15 protein-coding genes and 2 pseudogenes are annotated in these 20,333 nt (G+C 74.4%); 13 read left to right on the top strand and 4 right to left on the bottom strand.

Going from position 1 to position 20,333, the window contains the following annotated elements:
* Positions 1 to 89: 89 nt before the first annotated feature.
* Entirely contained in the window at positions 90 to 2,315 is a 2,226-nt protein-coding gene (locus tag ABD353_RS22570) for a glycoside hydrolase family 6 protein (protein ID WP_344625497.1), read from the bottom strand.
* 370 nt (positions 2,316 to 2,685) lie between these two features.
* On the opposite strand from ABD353_RS22570, the gene ABD353_RS22575 reads away from it, so the two are divergent.
* The 9 genes and pseudogenes from ABD353_RS22575 (at position 2,686) to ABD353_RS22610 (ending at position 12,681) form a co-directional block, all read left to right on the top strand.
* Positions 2,686 to 3,816, top strand: a complete 1,131-nt coding sequence (locus tag ABD353_RS22575) for an aminotransferase class I/II-fold pyridoxal phosphate-dependent enzyme (RefSeq protein ID WP_344625463.1) — start codon at positions 2,686 to 2,688, stop codon at positions 3,814 to 3,816.
* A gap of 143 nt (positions 3,817 to 3,959) precedes the next feature.
* Positions 3,960 to 5,234, top strand: coding sequence for an ergothioneine biosynthesis glutamate--cysteine ligase EgtA (egtA, locus tag ABD353_RS22580; RefSeq protein ID WP_344625464.1), 1,275 nt, complete (start codon positions 3,960 to 3,962; stop codon positions 5,232 to 5,234).
* On the top strand, positions 5,228 to 6,568 hold the full coding sequence (gene egtB / locus ABD353_RS22585) for an ergothioneine biosynthesis protein EgtB (protein WP_344625465.1): 1,341 nt from the start codon (positions 5,228 to 5,230) through the stop codon (positions 6,566 to 6,568). Before egtA ends, egtB begins: the two co-directional genes overlap by 7 nt.
* Complete coding sequence (gene egtC / locus ABD353_RS22590; protein ID WP_344625466.1) at positions 6,568 to 7,416, top strand: ergothioneine biosynthesis protein EgtC; 849 nt, start codon at positions 6,568 to 6,570, stop codon at positions 7,414 to 7,416. Before egtB ends, egtC begins: the two co-directional genes overlap by 1 nt.
* Positions 7,413 to 8,384: an L-histidine N(alpha)-methyltransferase gene (egtD, locus tag ABD353_RS22595; protein WP_344625467.1), complete on the top strand. Its 972-nt coding sequence runs from the start codon at positions 7,413 to 7,415 to the stop codon at positions 8,382 to 8,384. The genes egtC and egtD overlap by 4 nt, the downstream gene beginning before the upstream one ends.
* A gap of 121 nt (positions 8,385 to 8,505) precedes the next feature.
* Positions 8,506 to 9,954: a sugar porter family MFS transporter gene (locus ABD353_RS22600; protein ID WP_344625468.1), complete on the top strand. Its 1,449-nt coding sequence runs from the start codon at positions 8,506 to 8,508 to the stop codon at positions 9,952 to 9,954.
* A 204-nt stretch (positions 9,955 to 10,158) separates the two neighbouring features.
* Positions 10,159 to 11,367, top strand: a complete 1,209-nt coding sequence (locus ABD353_RS22605) for a nitric oxide synthase oxygenase (RefSeq protein WP_344625469.1) — start codon at positions 10,159 to 10,161, stop codon at positions 11,365 to 11,367.
* 31 nt (positions 11,368 to 11,398) lie between these two features.
* Positions 11,399 to 12,391 (top strand): annotated as a pseudogene (locus ABD353_RS40505) (aminoglycoside phosphotransferase family protein); the annotation flags it as partial.
* A gap of 146 nt (positions 12,392 to 12,537) precedes the next feature.
* Positions 12,538 to 12,681, top strand: coding sequence for a hypothetical protein (locus ABD353_RS22610; protein WP_344625470.1), 144 nt, complete (start codon positions 12,538 to 12,540; stop codon positions 12,679 to 12,681).
* On the opposite strand, the gene ABD353_RS22615 is transcribed toward ABD353_RS22610, so the two are convergent.
* Positions 12,662 to 13,864, bottom strand: coding sequence for a serine hydrolase domain-containing protein (locus ABD353_RS22615; protein WP_344625471.1), 1,203 nt, complete (start codon positions 13,862 to 13,864; stop codon positions 12,662 to 12,664). The two genes, ABD353_RS22610 and ABD353_RS22615, sit on opposite strands and share 20 nt — an antisense overlap.
* A 277-nt stretch (positions 13,865 to 14,141) precedes the next feature.
* Positions 14,142 to 14,771: a TetR/AcrR family transcriptional regulator gene (locus tag ABD353_RS22620; RefSeq protein ID WP_344625472.1), complete on the bottom strand. Its 630-nt coding sequence runs from the start codon at positions 14,769 to 14,771 to the stop codon at positions 14,142 to 14,144.
* Between the two features lie 124 nt (positions 14,772 to 14,895).
* On the opposite strand from ABD353_RS22620, the gene ABD353_RS22625 reads away from it, so the two are divergent.
* From ABD353_RS22625 to ABD353_RS22640, 4 genes are all read left to right on the top strand, one after another.
* Entirely contained in the window at positions 14,896 to 16,044 is a 1,149-nt protein-coding gene (locus ABD353_RS22625) for an acyl-CoA dehydrogenase family protein (protein WP_344625473.1), read from the top strand.
* 27 nt (positions 16,045 to 16,071) lie between these two features.
* A complete protein-coding gene (locus tag ABD353_RS22630; RefSeq protein WP_344625474.1) occupies positions 16,072 to 17,259 on the top strand; it encodes a thiolase family protein in 1,188 nt (395 codons plus the stop codon).
* An 11-nt stretch (positions 17,260 to 17,270) separates the two neighbouring features.
* Complete coding sequence (gene fabG / locus ABD353_RS22635) at positions 17,271 to 18,029, top strand: 3-oxoacyl-ACP reductase FabG (protein ID WP_344625475.1); 759 nt, start codon at positions 17,271 to 17,273, stop codon at positions 18,027 to 18,029.
* A 184-nt stretch (positions 18,030 to 18,213) separates the two neighbouring features.
* Complete coding sequence (locus ABD353_RS22640; protein ID WP_344625476.1) at positions 18,214 to 19,590, top strand: S53 family peptidase; 1,377 nt, start codon at positions 18,214 to 18,216, stop codon at positions 19,588 to 19,590.
* A 77-nt stretch (positions 19,591 to 19,667) separates the two neighbouring features.
* Here ABD353_RS22640 and ABD353_RS22645 read toward each other — a convergent pair.
* Positions 19,668 to 20,333: pseudogene (locus ABD353_RS22645) on the bottom strand (hypothetical protein); the annotation flags it as partial.

Raw genomic sequence — 20,333 nt, forward strand, 5'->3', positions numbered from 1 at the left:
TGAGGGGTTGCCCCCGCATGCGGGAGGGGGGCCGATCCCACCGCCGTGGGATCGGCCGCCCGGGGTCCGCGATCAGGTCGCGGTGCGGGTCACAGCGCCGTGCAGGTCAGCGTCGGGACGGCGTTGCTGCCGCCCGAGTTGGTGGCCCCGAAGCCGAAGCTCGCCGAGCCGCCTGCCCCGATCGCGCCGTTGTACGCCGCGTTGGTGACGGTCACCGCCTGGCCGGTCTGGGTGTAGCTGCCGTTCCAGAGGTTGGAGATCTTCTGCTGGCCGCCGTAGGTCCAGGTGACCTTCCAGCCGTTGATCGCCGTGGTGCCGTTGTTGGTGACGGTGACGTCGGCGTTGAAGCCGGCGCCCCAGTCGCTGCTCACCTTGTAGGTGGCGGTGCAGCCGGAACCGTTGCTGGTGCCGGAGGTGGTGACGGAGAGCGCCGTGGAGGCCGCCGAGACGTTGCCGGCCGCGTCCTTCGCCTTGACCGTGTAGCTGTACGCCGTGGAGGCGGTCAGACCGGTGTCGGTGAACGAGGTGGTCGCGGACGAGCCGACCAGCGTGCTGCCCCGGTACACGTCGTAGCCGGTGACGCCCACGTTGTCGGTGGAGGCCGTCCAGGACAGCGAGACGCTGCTGGAGGTCTTCGCCGACGAGGTCAGACCGGTCGGGGCGGTCGGCGCCTGGGTGTCGGTGGTGCCGCCGGCCGAGGTGGTGACGGAGAGCGCCGTGGAGGCCGCCGAGACGTTGCCGGCCGCGTCCTTCGCCTTGACCGTGTAGCTGTACGCCGTGGAGGCGGTCAGACCGGTGTCGGTGAACGAGGTGGTCGCGGACGAGCCGACCAGCGTGCTGCCCCGGTACACGTCGTAGCCGGTGACGCCCACGTTGTCGGTGGAGGCCGTCCAGGACAGCGAGACGCTGCTGGAGGTCTTCGCCGACGAGGTCAGACCGGTCGGGGCGGTCGGCGCCTGGGTGTCGGTGGTGGTGCCGCCGACCGGCGGGTAGGCGTTGGCCAGCAGCTGCTGGAACTGCGCGGAGAACCAGGCACCGGCGAGCGGCGAGTTCGCCAGCGCGCCCGTCATGCTGTTGCCGTTGCGACCGTTGCCCGTGTAGGTCGGGTCGCACATCCGGTCGAAGCCCTTGCCCTCGTCGTTCGGGATCACCTGGCTCGCGCCGTCGGACTCACCCGGGGGCTTGGCCCACACGTAGGCGTCGATGCCCGTGGCGGGCGCGGTGGTCGGGCGCTCGCCGAGGCCGGCACCGCTCTGGTTGCACCAGTTGCCGGCGTGGATGCGGCGGTCGACGCGGCTGCCGTTGACGTAGTCGTCGACGGAGGTCAGCGGGCCGGAGCCGGCCGGACGGGCGGTGCCGCCCCAGCCGTTGCGGGAGGTGTCGATCAGCATGCCGATGCTGCTGTTGAAGCCCTCGCCGATCAGCTTGGTGCGCAGCGCCTGGGCGAAGGACAGCTCGTCGACGTAGTAGTTCCAGTCGACCCACTTGGACTGGCGCACGGTGGTGCCGTTCACCGAGTCGGTGACCTTGAAGTACGGCTCGGTCAGCGCGCTGTAGTTGGCGGTGTTGACGATGAAGCCGGCCACGTCGTTGACGGTGGCGCCGCCGGTGGTGGCGGCCTTCTTGAACTCGGTGGCGGCGGGGCCCATGTTGGAGTCCCAGCCGAGCCAGCCGTGGTGCGCGGCGTCGATGTAGTTGTAGACGTTCGGGATGGCGCCCAGGGTGTGCAGGGCGTAACCGACGCCGGCCTCGTAGTTGCCGTTCGCCTTCATGGTGGCGCAGGCGTCGGTCGAACCGGCGGTGCCGCCGGCGTTGGTGACCAGGTTCGGCAGCGAGTCGGGCTCGATGACGTTGACGATCCGCAGGCCCGCGTACTTGGAGTCCGACATGATCGCGGCGATCGGGTCGATGTACTCGGTCTTGTAGCGGCCGATCTCGGTGGCGCCGAGCTCGCCGTTGGAGGCGAGGGCGGAGCAGTCGCGGCCGGGCAGGTCGTAGATGACGATCTGCACCAGGTTGGCGCCCTGGGCGAGGGCGGTGTCCAGGTGGGCGCGCAGGCCCTTGGCGGCGGAGGAGCCGCTGATCGCGGCGATCCGGTCCATCCAGACGAAGGTCGGCTGGTTGGCGACCGCGGAACCGCCGGGCTCGGCGGCGGCCTTGGCGGACCAGTCCGGGTTCACATAGACCTTGGCGCCGGCATACGGGTTGTCGAGCTTGGCCTCGGCTGCGGCTGCGGGCTGGACGGCCGTCGCGAGCGGCAGCACGGCTGCGACGCCCAGCGCCGCGGCCGCTGCCGACGTGCGCAGACGCCGCATGATGGGGGAAGGCACTTACGGAGTCCTTTCGGGTGGGGGAGGGACCCTGACGTGCATCGGAGGGAGTCGCGAGTGGGAGCGCTCCCACTTGCTGGGGATCGACGATACGTCGATGGAACAGTCGGAGCTCGGTCGACGAGTCGTCGGAGCAGCGGGAATTCTCAACCCGCGCTTCAGGGCCAGGCCCTGAGCTCATGGGATATCAAGCCACGAAGGCCATGCCCCGTCAAGGCATCGGACGGAGTTGACGACGCGAAACCTGAACTCCCGTGGGAGCGCTCCCCTTTTGGGCATGCTGCGCGGTCGCCCGGCGCACCCGTAGCGTGGAGACGGCGGGTCGCTGCCCGCCGACCGGACGGAAGGAGCGGCGGTGACGGAGTCCTTCGACCGCAGCGGGACGGGCAGCAGCAAGTGGGCCCGGGCCGGCCGGGGCCGGATCGCCCTCGGCCTCGCCGACATGGACCTCCCCGGCCCCGCCGCGATCGGCGCCGCCCTCGCGGAGCGGGCCCGCCACCCGGCGTTCGGCTACACCGTGGCCGATCCGGACGGCCCGCGCCTGGTCGCCGACTGGTACCGCCGACGGCACGGCGCGGTCGTCGACCCGGCGTGGGTGCTCTGTCTGCCCTGCGGTCCGCGCACCGCGATGCGGCTGCTGCTGGACGCCGCCGCACCGCTCGTCCGCGGCCGCACCGCCGTCGCGGCGGCGCCGGAGTGGGGCGGTTTCGCCGGGCTCTGCGCGGCGGCCGGCCTGCCCTTCACCGCCGTCCCGCCCGGCCGCGCCGACGACCCGTCCGGGCTGCCGGTCGACCGCTTCGCCGCGCAGCGCCCCGGGGTGCTGCTGGTCAGCAGTCCGCACAACCCGACCGGGCGGCTGCGCACGGCCGCCGAGGTGGGCGCGCTGGCCGAACTCGCCGCCGCCGAGGACGGCCTGCTGGTCGCGGACGAGGTGCACGGCGACCTCGTCCACCCCGACCACGGCCTGCCCCATCCCGTCGCGGTGGCCGTCGCCGATCCGGCCGCGGCCCGGCACACGGTGACCGTGGGATCGGTCGGCAAGACCTTCAACACCTCGGGCATCCCCAGCTGTTGGCTGCTGGTGCCGGATCCCGGCCTGCGCGACCGGGTCCGCGACCGGGCCGCCGCCCTCGGGGTGTGGGAGGGCGGACTGCTGGAGCAGATCGTCCAGCGCGCCGCCCTGGCCGAGGGCGGCGACTGGCTGGACGGACTGCTGCGGCACCTCGTCGCAGCCCGGGACCTCGCCCTGGCGGCGCTCGGCCCGGCCGTGCTCGCCCGCCCCCAGGCCTCGTACCTGCTGTGGCTGGACGGGGCCGCCCTCGGCCTGCCACCCGAACGGGCGAGGGAGCAGGCGATGACGGAGCGTGACGTGGAACTGGCGGACGGCTCGGACTTCGGCGCGCCCCGACCGGGGCTGCTCCGGCTCAACTACGCCCTGCCGCTACCGCGGCTGGAGTGCGCACTGCACCGACTGGCACGCTCCTGACCTGCGTTGAGCGGCGGCGATGTTTGCCGCGTAGCAGACTGAGCAGGAAATACCGGGCCGCAACCGCGTACCGAGGGATGGTGAGTCCGGTGATACCCGTCCGTTCGCAGCGAAGCACCGACCGAATCGATCAGACACCCAGCGTGACGCCGCTGACCGAGGCGTCCGCCGAAACCCATCTGGCCGGAATCTGTTTCAAGATCGGGCCGCCCGCCCTGGTGGGGGTGGAGGCCGAGTGGTTCGTCCACGACAGCCGATGTCCCGAGCAGCCGGTCGACCCCGCCCGCACCGCGGCCGCCCTGGCGGCCCTGCCCGAGGACCACGACGGCCCGTGCTTCCCGGCGGGCTCCCGCTTCACCCGCGAACCCGGCGGCCAGGTCGAGCTCAGCTCCCGGCCCGCCGACTCCCCCGCCGCCTGCGCCGCCGACCTGCTGCGCGACCAGGCCGCCCTGCGCACCGCACTCGCCGGGCAGGGCCTGCGGCTCACCGGCAGCGGTACCGACCCGCTCGGCCGGACCCGCCGGATGCAGGCCGAACACCCCCGCTACCGGGCGATGCAGACCTTCTTCGACCGCGCCGGGCCCTGGGGCCGGATCATGATGACCGGCACCGCCTCCGTCCAGGTCTGCGTGGACGCCGGCACCGAGGCCGCCGTCGCCCGCCGCTGGCGGCTCGTCCACCGGCTCGGCCCGGTGCTGGTCGCCGCGTTCGCCAACTCCCCGCTGCTGGACGGCCGGCCGACCGGATTCCGGTCCAGCCGCCAGGTGGTGTGGTCCCGGATGGACCCGACCCGCACCCTCGCACCGCCGCCCGGCGACGACCCGCGCGAGGCCTGGGCCCGGTACGTGCTGGACGCCGAGGTGCTGTGCGTGCGGCGGCCCGAGGGCCGGCCCTGGACGGCGCCGCCCGGCCTCACCTTCCGGCAGTGGCTGCGCGGCGCCGGCGAGCGGCCCGCGACCCTCGCCGACCTCGAGTACCACCGCACCACGCTCTTCCCGCCCGTCCGGCCGCGCGGCCACCTGGAGCTGCGCATGATCGACGCCCAGCCCGGCGACGGCTGGCTCGTGCCGCTCGCCCTGGTCACCGCGCTGCTCGACGACCCGGAGGCGACCGACGCCGCGCTCGCCGCGCTGGAGCCGCTCGGCCACGACCGGGCGCTGCCGCCGCCGCGCTGCAGCCTCTGGCGACGGGCCGCCGCCCTCGCCACCACCGACCCCGAACTGCGGCAGGCCGCGCTCACCTGCTTCGCCGCCGCCGAGCGGGCGCTCGCCCGCCGGCCCGACACCGACGGCCTGCGCCGCGCCCTGGCCGAGTACGCCGACCGCTACCCCGCCCGGGGCCGCTGCCCGGCCGACGACCAGCTGGACGCCGTGCGCGCGGGCCGTCGCCCCGCCGTCGAGGAGGACGCACCGTGCTGAACGCCGACCGCACCGACCCGGCGACGCTCCGCGAGGCGATCGCCACCGAGCTGCTGGCCGCCCGCGACCGCACCGCCGGGCTCACCGACTGCGTGGAGGACCACGACCTCACCGCCCAGCACTCCCCGCTGATGTCGCCGCTGGTCTGGGACCTCGCGCACATCGGCAACCAGGAGGAGCTGTGGCTGCTGCGCAACGTCGGCGGCCACGACCCGATGCACCCCGAGATCGACCCGCTCTACGACGCCTTCGAGCACCCGCGGGCCGAGCGGCCGAGCCTGCCGCTGCTGCCGCCCGACGAGGCCCGGCGCTACGCGCACGAGGTCCGCGGCAGGGTCCTCGACCTGCTGGAGGCCAGCCCGCTGGAGGGCGCGCCGCTGCTGGACGCCGGCTTCGCCTTCGGCATGATCGCCCAGCACGAACAGCAGCACGACGAGACCATGCTGATCACCCACCAGCTCCGGCAGGGCGCCGCCGTGCTGGCCGCCCCTCCCCCGCCGGCCGTCCCGGCCGACCGGCTGCCCGCCGAAGTCCTCGTCCCCGCGGGCCCGTTCACCATGGGCACCGACACCGAGCCGTGGGCGCTGGACAACGAGCGGCCCGCGCACCGGGTGGAGCTGCCCGCGTACTGGCTGGACACCGTCCCCGTCACCAACGCCGCCTACCTGGCCTTCGTCGAGGACGGCGGCTACCGGGAGCCGCGCTGGTGGACACCGGCCGGCTGGGAGCACCGGGCGCAGGCCGGCCTGACCGCCCCGCTCTTCTGGAGCCGGGACGGCGGCCAGTGGCTGCGCCGCCGGTTCGGCACCGTCGAACCCGTCCCGCCGGACGAGCCGGTGCTGCACGTGAGCTGGTACGAGGCCGACGCGTACGCCCGCTGGGCCGGGCGGCGGCTGCCCACCGAGGCCGAGTGGGAGAAGGCCGCCCGCTTCGACCCGGCCTCCGGCCGCTCCCGGCGCTACCCGTGGGGCGACGAACCGCCCGCCGCCGAGCACGCCAACCTCGGCCAGCGCCACCTGCAGCCCGCCCCGGCCGGCAGCTACCCGGAGGGCACCGCCCCCTGCGGCGCCCGGCAGCTGATCGGCGACGTCTGGGAGTGGACGGCCAGCGACTTCCTGCCCTACCCGGGCTTCGCCCCGTGGCCGTACAAGGAGTACTCCGAGGTGTTCTTCGGCCCGGAGTACAAGGTGCTGCGCGGCGGCTCCTTCGCGGTGGCGCCGGTCGCCTGCCGCGGGACCTTCCGCAACTGGGACTACCCCGTCCGGCGGCAGATCTTCGCCGGGTTCCGCACCGCCCGCTCCGCCGACGCCGCCAGCGGCACGGAGGGCGCCTGATGTGCCGCCACCTCGCCTACCTCGGCGGTGAACTGCCGCTCGGCGCGCTGCTGTTCGACCCGCCGTACGGGCTCGTCCGGCAGTCCTGGGCGCCCCGGCGGCAGCGGTACGGCACGGTGAACGCCGACGGCTTCGGGATCGGCTGGTACGCGCCGGGCGACGAGCGGCCCGCCCGCTACCGCCGGGCCGGGCCGATCTGGGCGGACGAGAACCTCGCCGACCTCGCCCGGGTGGTGCGCACCCGGGCGCTGCTGGCCGCCGTCCGCTCGGCCACCGCCGGCTGCGCGCCCGGCGAGGCCGCCGCCGCGCCGTTCGCCGCCGGGCGGCTGCTGTTCAGCCACAACGGCGCCCTGCCGGGCTGGCCGGAGCGGTACGGCCCGCTCGCCGCCACCCTGCCGCCGGCCGACCTGATGGCGCTGGAGGCGCGCAGCGACTCGGCCCTGCTGTGGGCGCTGCTGCTGGCCAGGCTGCGCACCGGCGCCGAGCTGGGCGAGGCGCTGGCCGACACCGTCCGGGAGGCCGCCAAGTACGGCGACGCCAGGCTCAACCTGCTCGTCACCGACGGGACCTCGATCGCCGCGACGGCCTGGGGCGACACGCTGTTCCACCGCTCCGGCCCGGGCGTGGTGGTCGCCTCGGAGCCGTACGACGACGGACCCGGCTGGGCCGAGGTCCCCGACCGCACGCTGCTGCTCGCCGGGCCGGCGGGCGTGGCGCTGCACCCCATCGACCGCGCCGGACCGGCGCCCGCCGCACAGGAGTCCGCCCGACCGGGGCGCACCGAGGAGGAGAGCGACCGGCCCGCACCCGGGTCCGGCCGCCCGACGCGAGAGGACGACTCGCCGTGAGCACCTTCGACCTGACCCGCCTGCTGCCCGCCGACCACTTCAGCCACGCGCTACGGCACGACGTGCAGCGGGGCCTGACCGCGAGTCCCAAGTGGCTGCCGCCGAAGTGGTTCTACGACGCGCGGGGCAGCGAGCTCTTCGAGGAGATCACCCGGCTGCCCGAGTACTACCCGACCCGGGCCGAGCGGGAGATCCTGACCGACCGGGCCGGCGAGATCGCCGCGCTCACCCGGGCCCGCACCCTGGTGGAACTCGGGTCGGGCTCCTCGGAGAAGACCCGGCTGCTGCTGGACGCGCTGAACGGGATCGGCAGCCTGCGGGGGTACGTGCCGGTGGACGTGAGCGAGAGCGCGCTGGAGGCCGCGGGCAAGGCGCTGATCGCCGACTACCCGGGCACCGACGTGCACGCGGTGCTGTCCGACTTCACCCAGGGGCTCGGGCTGCCGCCCGGCGGCGGGCCGAGACTGGTGGCCTTCCTCGGCGGCACGCTCGGCAACTTCGTGCCCGCCGAGCGGGCCGGCTTCCTGCGCACCCTGCGGGCGGCCATGGAGCCGGGCGACGCGCTGCTGCTCGGCACCGACCTGGTGAAGGACCCGGCGGTGCTGGTCGCCGCGTACGACGACGCGGCCGGGGTGACGGCCGAGTTCAACAAGAACGTGCTGAACGTGCTCGACCGGGAGCTGGACGCCGACTTCGACCCGGACGCCTTCGAGCACGTGGCGTTCTGGGACACCGAGCAGGAGTGGATCGAGATGCGGCTGCGCTCCGTCCGCGACCAGACGGTGAAGATCCCGGCGCTCGACCTGCCGGTGCACTTCGACGAGGGCGAGGAGCTGCGCACCGAGGTCTCGGCGAAGTTCCGGCGGGAGCGGGTGGCCCGGGAGCTGGCGGCGGCCGGCCTGCGGCTGACCCACTGGTGGACGGACGCCGAGGGCCGGTTCGGGCTGTCGCTGTCGGAGCCCGTCTGAGCCGGCTGAATCCTCATACGATTCGGCTCTTGAACGCTCGTCCGGAAGGGTTTGCCCCAATGACCGGATAGTGCGTACATGTGATGAACAGACCGGGGGTACGATCCTGACGCCTCTCTCAATGTCGAGTACACAGGAGTCAGTGATCGTGAGCGTCACCCAACAGCCCGTAGCGGCCCGCGCGCAGTCGCCGGACCGGCTCGGCTTCGTGGTCTTCATCACGGCGGCGGCCGCGCTCGGCGGCTTCCTGTTCGGCTACGACAGCTCGGTGATCAACGGCGCCGTCTCCGGCATCCAGGCCCGGTTCGGGATCGGGGACGGCGTCACCGGGCTGATCGTCTCCTCGGCGCTGCTCGGCTCCGCGGTGGGCGCCGCCCTGGCCGGCCGGTTCGCCGACCGCTACGGCCGGATCCGGGTGATGAAGGCCGCCGCCGTGCTGTTCGCGCTCAGCGCCGTCGGCTCGATGCTGCCCTTCTCCGCCTGGGACCTCGCCGCCTGGCGCGTCCTCGGCGGCGCCGCGATCGGCATCGCCTCGGTGATCGCCCCGACCTACATCGCCGAGGTCGCCCCGACCCGCTACCGCGGCCGGCTCGCCTCCTTCCAGCAGGCCGCCATCGTGCTCGGCATCGCCATCTCCCAGCTGGTCAACTGGCTGCTCGCCGAGGCCGCGGACGGCGACACCCGCGGCAGCCTGCTCGGCCTGGAGGCCTGGCAGTGGATGCTCGGCATCTGCGTGCTGCCGGCGGTGCTGTACTTCGTGATGTCGGCGATGATCCCGGAGTCCCCGCGCTTCCTGATCTCCGCCGGGCGGCTGGACGAGGCCCGCTCCGTGCTCCGCGAGGTCGAGGGCGAGGGGACGGACACCGAGGCCCGGATCGCCGAGATCCGCGGCCTGATCGACTCCGACCACCGGCCGCGCTTCCGCGACCTGCTCGGCGGCCGGGCCGGGCTGCTGCCGATCGTCTGGGTCGGCATCGGCCTCTCGGTCTTCCAGCAGCTCGTCGGCATCAACGTGATCTTCTACTACTCGTCGATCCTCTGGCAGTCCGTCGGCATCGACCAGAGCAACTCGCTGATGATCAGCTTCATCGGCTCGGTGATCAACATCGCCGGTACCGCGATCGCCGTCCTGCTCGTCGACCGGATCGGCCGCAAGCCGCTCGCGCTGATCGGCTCGGCCGGCATGGCCGTCACCCTCGGCGCCGCCGCCTGGGCGTTCTCCTCCGCCACCGGCACCGGCGACGACGTCACCCTGCCCGACCTGCAGGGCACGGTGGCGCTGGTCTCGGCCAACCTGTTCGTGCTGTTCTTCGCGCTCTCCTGGGGCGTCGTCGTCTGGGTGATGCTCGGCGAGATGTTCCCCAACCGGATCCGTGCCGCCGCCCTGTCGGTCGCGGCCTCCGCGCAGTGGCTGGCCAACTGGGCGATCACCGTGTCGTTCCCGGCGATGTCCCGCTGGAACCTCTCGGCCACCTACGCCCTGTACGCGGCCTTCGCGCTCGGCTCGATGGTCTTCGTGGCCCGCTTCATGAAGGAGACCAAGGGGATCCGCCTGGAGGACATGGGCTGATCCTCCGGGAGTCGAGGGGCGTCCGCGGGGTGCGGGCGCCCCTCCGCCGTGTCCGGCCGACCGCGCCGGACAGCGGCGGGGGCGGGGGGGGGGGGGGGGGGGGGGGGGGGGCACCATAGCGGCCGCCGCGGCGGGACGCGGCACAATCGCGCACTCTCCGCGCCCGACCCGGCACATCCGGTACCCATGACGCCAGGGAGGGATGTGTCCTTGATCTTCCGCCGGATTCGCGCCACCCGCAGACCCGCCGCGGCCTGCCCCTACGCCCACCAGCACGCACCTCAGCCGCCGGCCCCGCCGGCCGCGGCCGCACCGCCGCCGACCGGGGCGCTCGCGGGCGAGGCCGTCGCCTTCGTCCGCCAGTTCCACCGCGAGCAGCCGGGCACCGGCGACCCCGCCCCGCGGGTCCGCCAGGTGCTCGCCGAGATCGAACGGACCGGCAGCTACCGGCACACCGCCGAGGAACTCGCCTTCGGCGCCCGGCTGGCCTGGCGCAACGCCGCCCGCTGCATCGGCCGCCTCTACTGGCGCAGCCTCGTCGTCCGCGACCTGCGGCACGTCGACACCCCCGACGCGATGGCCGAGGAGTGCTTCGAGCACCTGCGGACGGCCACCAACGGCGGCCGGATCCGCCCGGTGGTCTCCGTCTTCGCCCCGGACCGGCCGGGGCGGCCCGCCCCGCGCATCCTCAACCAGCAGCTCGTCCGCTACGCCGGCCACCCCGACGGGGCGGGCGGCTGGATCGGCGACCCGGCCGGCGCCGCACTCGCCGGACTCGCCCGCGGGCTCGGCTGGAAGAGCGGCGAGGACCGGTTCGACGTGCTGCCGCTGATGATCCGGCACCGGCCCGGCGAGGAGCCGCGCTGGTACGAGCTGCCGGACGACGCGGTGCTGGAGGTGCCGCTGCGGCATCCCGACCACGCGTGGTTCGCCGGGCTCGGCCTGCGGTGGTACGCCGTGCCGGCGATCAGCGACATGACCCTGGAGATCGGCGGCGTCCGCTACCCGGCGGCCCCGTTCAACGGCTGGTACATGGGGACGGAGATCGGCGCCCGGAACCTGGCCGACGCCGACCGGTACGACATGCTCGGCGAGGTGGCCCGGCGGCTCGGCCTCGACACCGGGTCGGAGCGGAGCCTGTGGCGCGACCGGGCGCTCGTCGAACTGAACGTGGCGGTCCTGCACTCCTACGAGCGGGCCGGGGTCACCATGGCGGACCACCACACGGAGTCGGCGCGCTTCCTCGCGCACGTCGCGCGGGAACGGCGGCACGGGCGGCCCACACCGGCGGACTGGAGCTGGATCGTGCCGCCGGTCTCGGGCGGGCTGACGCCGGTGTACCACCGGTACTACGACCCGGTGGACCCGGACCTGCGGCCGGCCTTCCTGCCCGGCGACGCGGGGGCGCCCTGAGCGGCGGCGGGGAAAATCGCTGGCCGGAGGGATGACGGGTGGTCACAATGCGCGGGTGGAACAGAGTGTGCAGCGCAGTGTGACGGCAGTGGTGACCTTCGAGGGCGAGAGGCTGGGGGAGGTCGGGCCGTTCCCGGTGGACCATCCGCGGTGGCAGGAGGTCGGGCCGGTCGCGCGGGGGCTGGAACAGCGGCTCGGGGTGCCGGTGCTGGTGCTGCGCCTGGTGTCCGTGGCGGGCGGGGAGGCCGGACTCGGCGGGCACGTGGTGTACCACGCGGAGGCGCTGCGCCGGCCGGAGGCCGTGCTCGACGAGGGATCCGTCCGGCTGGAGGAGGACCCGCTGCGAGCCGCCTGGGCCACCCCGGACGGCCTGCGGGCCGCGCTGGCCTGGGCCGAGGAGGAGCTCCGCGCGTGCGGCCGCCCGGCGACCGGCCCCGCCGAGCAGGTGAAGAGCTGGAACCTCTCCGGTCTGGTCCGCATCCCCACGGCGGACGGGCCGGCCTGGCTGAAGACCACGCCGCCGTTCGGCACCGACGAGCACCGGCCGATCGCCCTGGTCGCCTCGCTCGACCCGGCCCTGGTGCCCGGCGTGATCGCCGCGGCGCCCGGCCGGCTGCTGCTGGAGCACGTGCCGGGCGAGGACTGCTGGGGGCTGCCCGAGGACGCCATGCTGGACGCGGTCGGACGCACCGTCGCCGTCCAGGCCGGGCTGGCCTCGGCACTGGCCGCCGACCCGGCGGCGCACGGGCTGCGCGACCGCTCGCCGCGGCGGGTGCTGGAGCAGGCCCGGGAGCTGCTGCCCCGGCTGGACGACCTGTCGGCCGAGGAGCGCGGGCGGGCCGGGGCACTGCTGGACGGCCTGCCCACGGTGATCGACGCGCTGGACGCCTGCGGGCTGCCGCTCACCCTGGTGCACGGCGACTTCCACCCGGGCAACTACCGCTCGGACGGCAGCGCCACGGTGCTGGTCGACTTCTCCGACGCCTTCTTCGGGCATCCGGCCTTCGACGGGCTGCGGCCGCAGGACTTCCTCGGCGAGCAGCGCTGGGCGGACGTCCGGTCCGTCTGGGGCAGCGCGGGGGGGAGGCCGGGCCGGTCTGGGCCCCCGCCTGGTCGGCGGCGGCCCCCGGCTCGGACCCGCTGCGGGCGCTGGAGCTCGCGGCCCCGCTGGTGCACCTCGGCTACGCCGTCCGCTACCAGGAGTTCCTGGACGGGATCGAGCGCAGCGAACGGATCTACCACGAGGGCGACCCGGCCTCCGAGGTGCGGGCCGCACTGGCGGCGGCCGACGCCCTCAGTGTCCCGGGCCGTTGAGCAGCCGGCAGACGAACTCCTCCTCGACCGCCCGCAGTTGCACGAGCAGCGCGGGCCGGGTGCTCTGGCTGATCTGCTCGGTGACGGAGACCGTCACCGAGCGGCGGCCGTCGGGGGTGGCGGCGGCGAACTGGGTGTAGCCGGCGGTGTTGCCGGTGTGGCCGTACACGACGCCGCAGCGGGTGGTGTAGCGGAAGAGCGCGAGCCCGGCCGCGTTGGTGCCGGGCCCGGCGGGCTCGGAGGCGCCGGGCACCCAGTCCGTCTGCTGCTGCCGGGTCGAGGGCTTCAGGAAGCCGTCGCCGCCGTAGGCGCGGATGAAGGCGGACAGGTCGGCGGGGGTGGAGACGATGCCGCCCGAGGCCCAGGCGCCCGAGGCGCCGAACAGCGTGGAGACGTCCTCCGGTGGGTCGGGCGGGACGACGTCGTAGCCGTGCAGGTAGGGCTCGGGCAGTTCGTAGCCGCGCGGCAGGGTCGTCTCGCGCAGGCCGAGCGGGCGGTTCACCAGTCGGGCGAGGAGCTCCTCGTACGGGCGGCCGGTGGCGGCCTCGGCCATCAGGGCGGCGGCGATGTTGTCCGAGTTGGAGTACCGGTACTGCGTGCCGGGGGCGAAGCCGAGCGGCTGGCCGAAGACGTAGTCCAGCAGGTGGTGCGGGTCGAAGACGTGGTGCGGGTCGGCGGTGATGACGGCCCGGAAGGCGGCCGAGTCGCTGTAGTCGGGCAGTCCGCTGGTGTGCTGCAGCAGCTGGCGCAGCGTCACCGCGTGCCAGGCGGCGGGCAGGTCGGGCAGCCGTTCGCCGATGGTGTCGTCCAGGCCGAGGGCGCCGCGGTCCACCAGCCGCAGGGTGACGGCGCCGCTGAAGGCCTTGGCGGCGCTGGCGATCCGCATGTGGTCGGTGATGCGGGGCCGGCGGCCGGTGCCGACCTCGGCGGTGCCCGCGCGGTGGACCTCGGTGCGGTCGCCGTACCGCAGGACGGCGATGGCGCCGGGCGGGCCGCCGGGGGCGGTGACCAGCTCGCGCAGTGCGCGGTCGAGCGACGGGCGGCCGCCGTCCTGGCCTCCGCCTCGGCCGCCGGCCAGGGCGGTGCCGGGCAGCAGGCCGGTCAGGGCGAGGGCGGCGGCCAGGACGGCGGCGGGGCGCAGGGGCCGGCGGCAGGTGCGGGCCGGGCGGGGCGATGGCTGCACGGTGGGCTCCGGGTGGCGGACCGAGGGGACAGCAGCCAGTGATGACCGTCCGTCGGGCCGGGCAAACGCATCCTGGGCGGCTGTGACCCGGAGGGGAGAACGACACCCTTCGAATGGCTGCCACCGTACGGACCCGGGCGAGCCGGAGTGGTCGGGAGCACCGCGCCCGGACTGCGCAGTTCCCCGCGCCTCTTGGGGGCATCCGGTCTCCGGCGAAGAAGCACAAACCAGGGGCGCGTGGGGGCCCCTGGTGGGCTACCCCTTTGCGCTACAGCGCCTAGCCGGCCGCGGGGTGGCGCAGGGCGAGGCCGTCGAGGAGGGCGGCGAGGCCGGTTTCGAAGGCGCCCTCGTCGATCGCGCGGCGGTGTTCGGCGAGCAGGTGGGCCTCGCCGAGGTGGGGGTAGTCGGCGGCGTAGACGGCGGCGTCCTCGGGGAAGCCGCCGGCGAAGGAGCCGAGGGCGGAGCCGGTGATGAAGTAGCGCATCAGCGCGCCGATCCGGGTGGCCTGGCCGCGCGGCCAGCCGGCGTCGACCAGGCAGCCGAAGACGGCGTCGGCGAGGCGCAGCGCGTTGGGGCGGCGGCCGGGGCCCTGGGCGAGGACGGGGACGACGTTGGGGTGGGCGGCGAGCGCGGCGCGGTAGCTGCGGGCCCAGTCGCGCAGGGCGGTGCGCCAGTCCTCCGGCGCGTCGAACATCGAGAGGTCGACCTCGCCCATCACGCTGTCGACGACGGCGTCGAGGAGGTCGTCCTTGGTGGCGAAGTGGTTGTAGAGGGAGGGCCCGCTGACCGAGAGCTCGGTGGCGAGGCGGCGGGTGGAGAGCGCGTCCAGGCCGTCGGCGTCGACCAGGGAGAGCGCGGCGGCGACGATCCGCTCGCGGCTGAGCAGCGGGGTGCGCGGGCGGGCCATGCGGTCGCGGCCTCCGATCGGGTGGGGTGTCACACATTCTTGCAGGCGGCCCTTCCGCGGGCGGCGCGGTGGGGCTACGCTCCCATTAAAACTTGCACTGCTAGTTTATGGAGCGTCCGCCGCCATGAATCTTGAGCTGTCCGAGGAGCAGGCCGCCGTCCGCGACCTCGCCGCGGCCTTCACCGACCGCGAGATCGTGCCGCACGCGGCCGCCTGGGACCGCGCCGAGTCCGTGGATCGCGGCATCGTCGGCAAGCTCGGCAAGCTCGGTTTCCTCGGTCTGACTATCCCCGAGGAGTACGGCGGCAGCGGCGGCGACCACCTGGCGTACTGCCTGGTGCTGGAGGAGCTCGGCCGCGGCGACTCCGCGGTGCGCGGCATCGTCTCCGTCTCGCTCGGCCTGGTCGGCAAGTCGATCGCCGGGTACGGCACCGAGGAGCAGAAGCGCGCCTGGCTGCCCCGGCTCACCTCCGGCGAGGCGCTCGGCTGCTTCGCCCTCACCGAGCCCGGCACCGGCTCCGACGCCGCGAACCTGACCACCCGGGCCGTCCGCGACGGCGGCGACTGGCTGATCACCGGCAGCAAGACCTTCATCACCAACGGCACCTGGGCCGAGGTCGCCCTGGTCTTCGCCCGCACCGGCGAGGAGGGCCACCGCGGCATCACCGCCTTCCTGGTGGAGACCGGACTGCCCGGCTTCGAGCGGCGCACGATCCACGGCAAGCTCGGGCTGCGCGGGCAGGCCACCGCCGAGCTCGTCCTCGACGGTGTCCGGGTGCCGGACGGCGCCCGGCTCGGCGCCGAGGGCCAGGGCTTCCGGGTCGCGATGTCCGCGCTCGCCAAGGGCCGGATGTCGGTCGCGGCCGGCTGCGTCGGCATCGCCCGGGCCTGCCTGGAGGCCGCCGTGAAGTACGCCGGCGAGCGCGAGCAGTTCGGCAAGCCGATCGCCTCCCACCAGCTGGTGCAGGAGCTGCTCGCCGACATCGCCGTCGACGTCGAGGCGTCCCGGCTGCTCACCTGGAAGGTCGCCGACCTGATCGAGCGCGGTCTGCCCTTCGCCACCGAGTCCTCCACCGCCAAGCTGTACGCCAGCGAGGCGGCGGTGCGCGCCGCCAACAACGCCCTGCAGGTGTTCGGCGGCTACGGCTTCATCGACGAGTACCCCGTCGGCAAGTACCTGCGCGACGCGCGCGTCATGACCCTCTACGAGGGCACCAGCCAGATCCACAAGCTGCTGATCGGGCGATCCCTGACCGGCATCAACGCGTTCTAGAACCCACGAGAACAGGAGCCCGACGAAGTGCGTCCCGTCTACTTCGCCGCCGCCCGCCGCACCCCGATCGGGCGGCTGCGCGGCGCGCTGTCCACCGTCCGGCCCGACGACCTGTCGGCCGCCGTCCTCTCCGGTCTGCTGGCCGACGTGCCGCAGCTCGACCCGGCCCTCATCGACGACGTCTACTGGGGCGCCGCCAACCAGGCCGGCGAGGACAACCGCAACGCCGCCCGGATGGCCGTGCTGCTCGCCGGACTGCCCGACAGCATCCCCGGCGCCACCGTCAACCGGCTGTGCGCCTCCGGCATGGAGGCCGTCACCAGCGCCGCCCGGGCGATCGGCTCCGGCGAGGCCGAGGTCGTCGTCGCCGGCGGCTGCGAGTCGATGACCCGCGCCCCCTTCGTGCTGCCCCGCCCCGACGAGGCGATGCCGCACCGGATGGAGACCTTCGACACCAGGCTCGGCTGGCGGCTCACCAACCCGCGGATGAAGGAGCTGCACGGCGTCCTCTCCATGGGCGAGACCGCCGAGGAGGTCGCCGCGCGCTTCGGCGTCACCCGCGAGCAGCAGGACGCCTTCGCGCTGCGCAGCCACCAGCGGGCCGCCGCCGCCCGCAAGGACGGCCACTTCGACGCCGAACTGCTGCCCGTCGTCCGGCCGGACGGGGTCACCGTCACCGCCGACGAGTCGATCCGCGAGGACACCACCCTGGAGAAGCTGGCCGGTCTCAAGCCGGTCTTCCGGGCCGGCGGCACCGTGACCGCCGGCAACGCCTCGCCGATGAACGACGGCGCCGCGGCCCTGCTGCTGGTCTCCGAGGAGGCGCTCGGCCGGCTCGGCCTGGAGCCGCTCGGCCGCTACGTCGCCGGCGCCTCGGCCGGCGTCCACCCGGACGTCATGGGCATCGGCCCCGTCCCCGCCACCCGCAAGGTGCTGGCCCGGACCGGCTGGCAGGTCGGCGACGTCGAGGAGGCCGAGTTCAACGAGGCCTTCGCGGCCCAGGCGCTCGCCTGCGTCAACGAGCTCGGCTTCGACCACGACCTGGTCAACCCGAGCGGCGGAGCGATCGCGCTCGGCCACCCGCTGGGCGGCTCCGGCGCCCGCATCCTCACCACCCTGCTGCACCGGATGCGCCGGACCGGCGCCCGGCGCGGCCTGGCCACCATGTGCGTCGGTGTCGGACAGGGCACCGCCGTACTCGTCGAGAAGAACTGAGGGCAGATCAGATGACGCGATTCGCAGGCAAGGTCGCCGTGGTGACCGGCGCCGCCCAGGGCATCGGCGCGGCCACCGCCGCCCGGCTCGCCGAGGAGGGCGCGACCGTGGCCGTCGTCGACCTCACCGCCGAGCGGGCGCAGGCCACCGCCGACGCCATCACCGCCAAGGGCGGCACCGCCCGCGCGTACGGCTGCGACGTGGCCGACTACGACGCGGTGGACGCGGTCTTCGCGCAGGTCGTCGAGGACCTCGGGGCGCTGCACATCCTGATCAACAACGCCGGGATCACCCGGGACAACCTGTTCTTCAAGATGGCGAAGAACGACTGGGACGCCGTCCTCACCGTCAACCTCACCAGCGCGTACAACTGCAGCCACGTGGCGCAGAAGTACATGGTGAAGCAGAAGTACGGCAAGATCGTCTCGCTGAGCTCGCGCTCCGCGCTCGGCAACCGCGGCCAGGCCAACTACGCCGCCGCCAAGGCCGGCATCCAGGGCCTCACCGCCACCCTCGCGATCGAGCTCGGCCCGTTCAACATCAACGTCAACGCGGTCGCCCCCGGCTACATCGCCACCGCGATGACCGCCGCCACCGCCGAGCGGGTCGGCTCCTCCGCCGAGGACCACCAGGCGATGGCCGCCGAGCGGACCCCGCTGCGCCGGGTCGGGCAGCCGGAGGAGGTCGCCTCGGTGGTGGCCTTCCTGGCCAGCGAGGACGCCTCGTACGTGAGCGGGCAGACGCTGTACATCAACGGCGGCGCCCGCTGACGGGAGCTGTCGCCCCGCCCCGGAGTCGTGCGGGCTTACCGAATCCGGGGGTGGTCTTTACCCGATCCGGTGGCCCACTGCGGTGGGTGCGACGGCCCCGGGGTGACTATGGATCAACGGGCCCGCGCCCGGTGGGATGTGGGGTGCCGACCGACCGGTCGGCACCCCTCCACCGAGGAGTCCCATGGGCACGCATCCCGTCACCGCGGGTCCCCGCTCCACCGTCCGGGCGCTCGCGCTGCTCGCCGTCGGGGCCACCGCCCTGGCCGGCGGCACCGCCGTCGCCCGGCCGGCCGCCGGGTCCGCCCTCCGCGGGCCGGCCGTCCACGTCCGGCCCGCGTCGAGCGGCCACATCAGCGCGGCTGGCCGCACCGCCCCGATATCCACCGCCGAGTGCGTCGCACAGATCGGCATCCACTGCTACTCGCCGCTGCAGTACCGCACCGCCTACAACTTGGACCCGCTGTACCGGCAGGGCGTCACCGGCAAGGGCCGGACGATCGTCATCGTCGACTCCTTCGGCTCCCCGACGATCCAGCACGACCTGGAGGTCTTCGACAAGCAGTGGGGGCTGCCCGACACCGACGTCGAGGTGGTCAAGTGGGGCGACGTGCCGCCGTTCGACCCGACCAACGGGGACCACACCGGCTGGGCCGGCGAGACCACCCTCGACGTCGAGTACGCCCACGCGATCGCCCCGGACGCGCACATCGTGCTGGTCGAGACCGGCGTCGCCGAGACCGAGGGCGTCACCGGCCTGCCGGAGATGATGGACGCCGAGAAGGCGATGATCCGCTCCGGCCGGGCCGACGTGATCTCGCAGAGCTTCGGCGCCACCGAGAACACCTTCCCCGGCTTCGACAAGCACGACTTCTCGTCCATCGAGAAGCTGCGGTACGCCTTCAAGGAGGCCGCCGCCCGGAACGTCACCGTGCTCGCCGCCTCCGGCGACAACGGCGCGACCGACGCCATGGAGAACGGCAGCGACCTGTACCCGTACAAGGTCAACTCCTGGCCGTCCGCCGACCCGCTGGTCACCTCCGTCGGCGGCACCCAGCTCACCCTGGACGACAAGGGCGTCCGCACCGCACCCGACAAGGTCTGGCACGACGACTACGGCGCGGCCGGCGGCGGCGTCTCCGGCGTCTTCGAGCGCCCCTGGTACCAGGCCGGCGTCGCCAAGGTGACCGGCAACCACCGCGGCACCCCGGACATCTCGATGAGCGCCGCCGTCGACGGCGCGGCCTGGACGTACGAGTCCTACGACCCGACCCGGGTCGGCTGGCACCTCACCGGCGGCACCAGCGAGGCCACCCCGATCTTCTCGGGCGTCGTCGCGCTCGCCGACCAGCTCGCCGGGCACCGCCTCGGCCAGCTGAACTGGCGGATGTACGGCCTGGCGATGCTGCCCGCCAAGTGGAGCGGCATCAACGACGTCACCGCCGGCGACAACTCCTGGGACAAGGTGACGGGGTACCAGGCGGCCCCCGGCTACGACCTGGCCTCCGGCCTCGGCACCGTGGACGGCACCCGCTTCGTGCACGCGCTCGCCGGACGCTGACCGGCCCCGCACGTCCGGGCCGTCCCGCCGCTGCCGGCGGGGCGGCCCTCCGGGCGTCCGCGGGGCCGCGGCGTCCGTCAGCCCTCGGCGGCCGCGGCCGCCAGCTTGGCGAGGTAGCGCTCGGCCGCGCGCAGCTTGCGGCCCTCCGGACCGGGCAGGTGGGCCCGCAGCTCGATGATCTCCGGGGCGATCCGGATCGCCTCGGCCGGGTCCGCCACCGCCCGCCAGCAGGCCTCGGCGTTGGTCGCGGCCCGCTGGGTCTCCGGGTCCTCGGCACAGACCGTGCCGATCAGCGCCAGCGCCACCTCCCGGTACAGGTCGGCGGCGAGCACCGTACGGCCCGCCAGCCGGGAGACGTGCGCCCGGACCTGACGGACCTGCAGCACCTCGGGGGCCGCCGCGCCGTGCGTTCCGAGGGCCTCCTCCTCCAGGGCGAGGGCGAGTTCGGCGGCGGTGTCGTGCTCGCCAGCGTCGGCGGCGCGGACGATCCGGCCGACCGCCTCGCGGTAGTCCGCGACCGGCTCGGCCACCGGCTCCGCTGCCGGCTCCGCGGAGGGGGACGCCCCGGGGGCGGCCCGCTTGCCGAGCTGGACCCGGGCCGCGGAGCCGCCGGGCGCCTCCGCGGGCGCCCCGATCGGGTCGGGGACCACCGCGGTCCGCGCGAGTTCGGCCGCCGCGGCGGCAGCCTCCGGCGACATCGTCGGTGGGAACGGCGGGGGGGCGGGCAGGCGGCTGGGCAGGGG

It is taken from the genome of Kitasatospora arboriphila (genome assembly GCF_039528095.1).
Taxonomy (GTDB): domain Bacteria; phylum Actinomycetota; class Actinomycetes; order Streptomycetales; family Streptomycetaceae; genus Kitasatospora; species Kitasatospora arboriphila.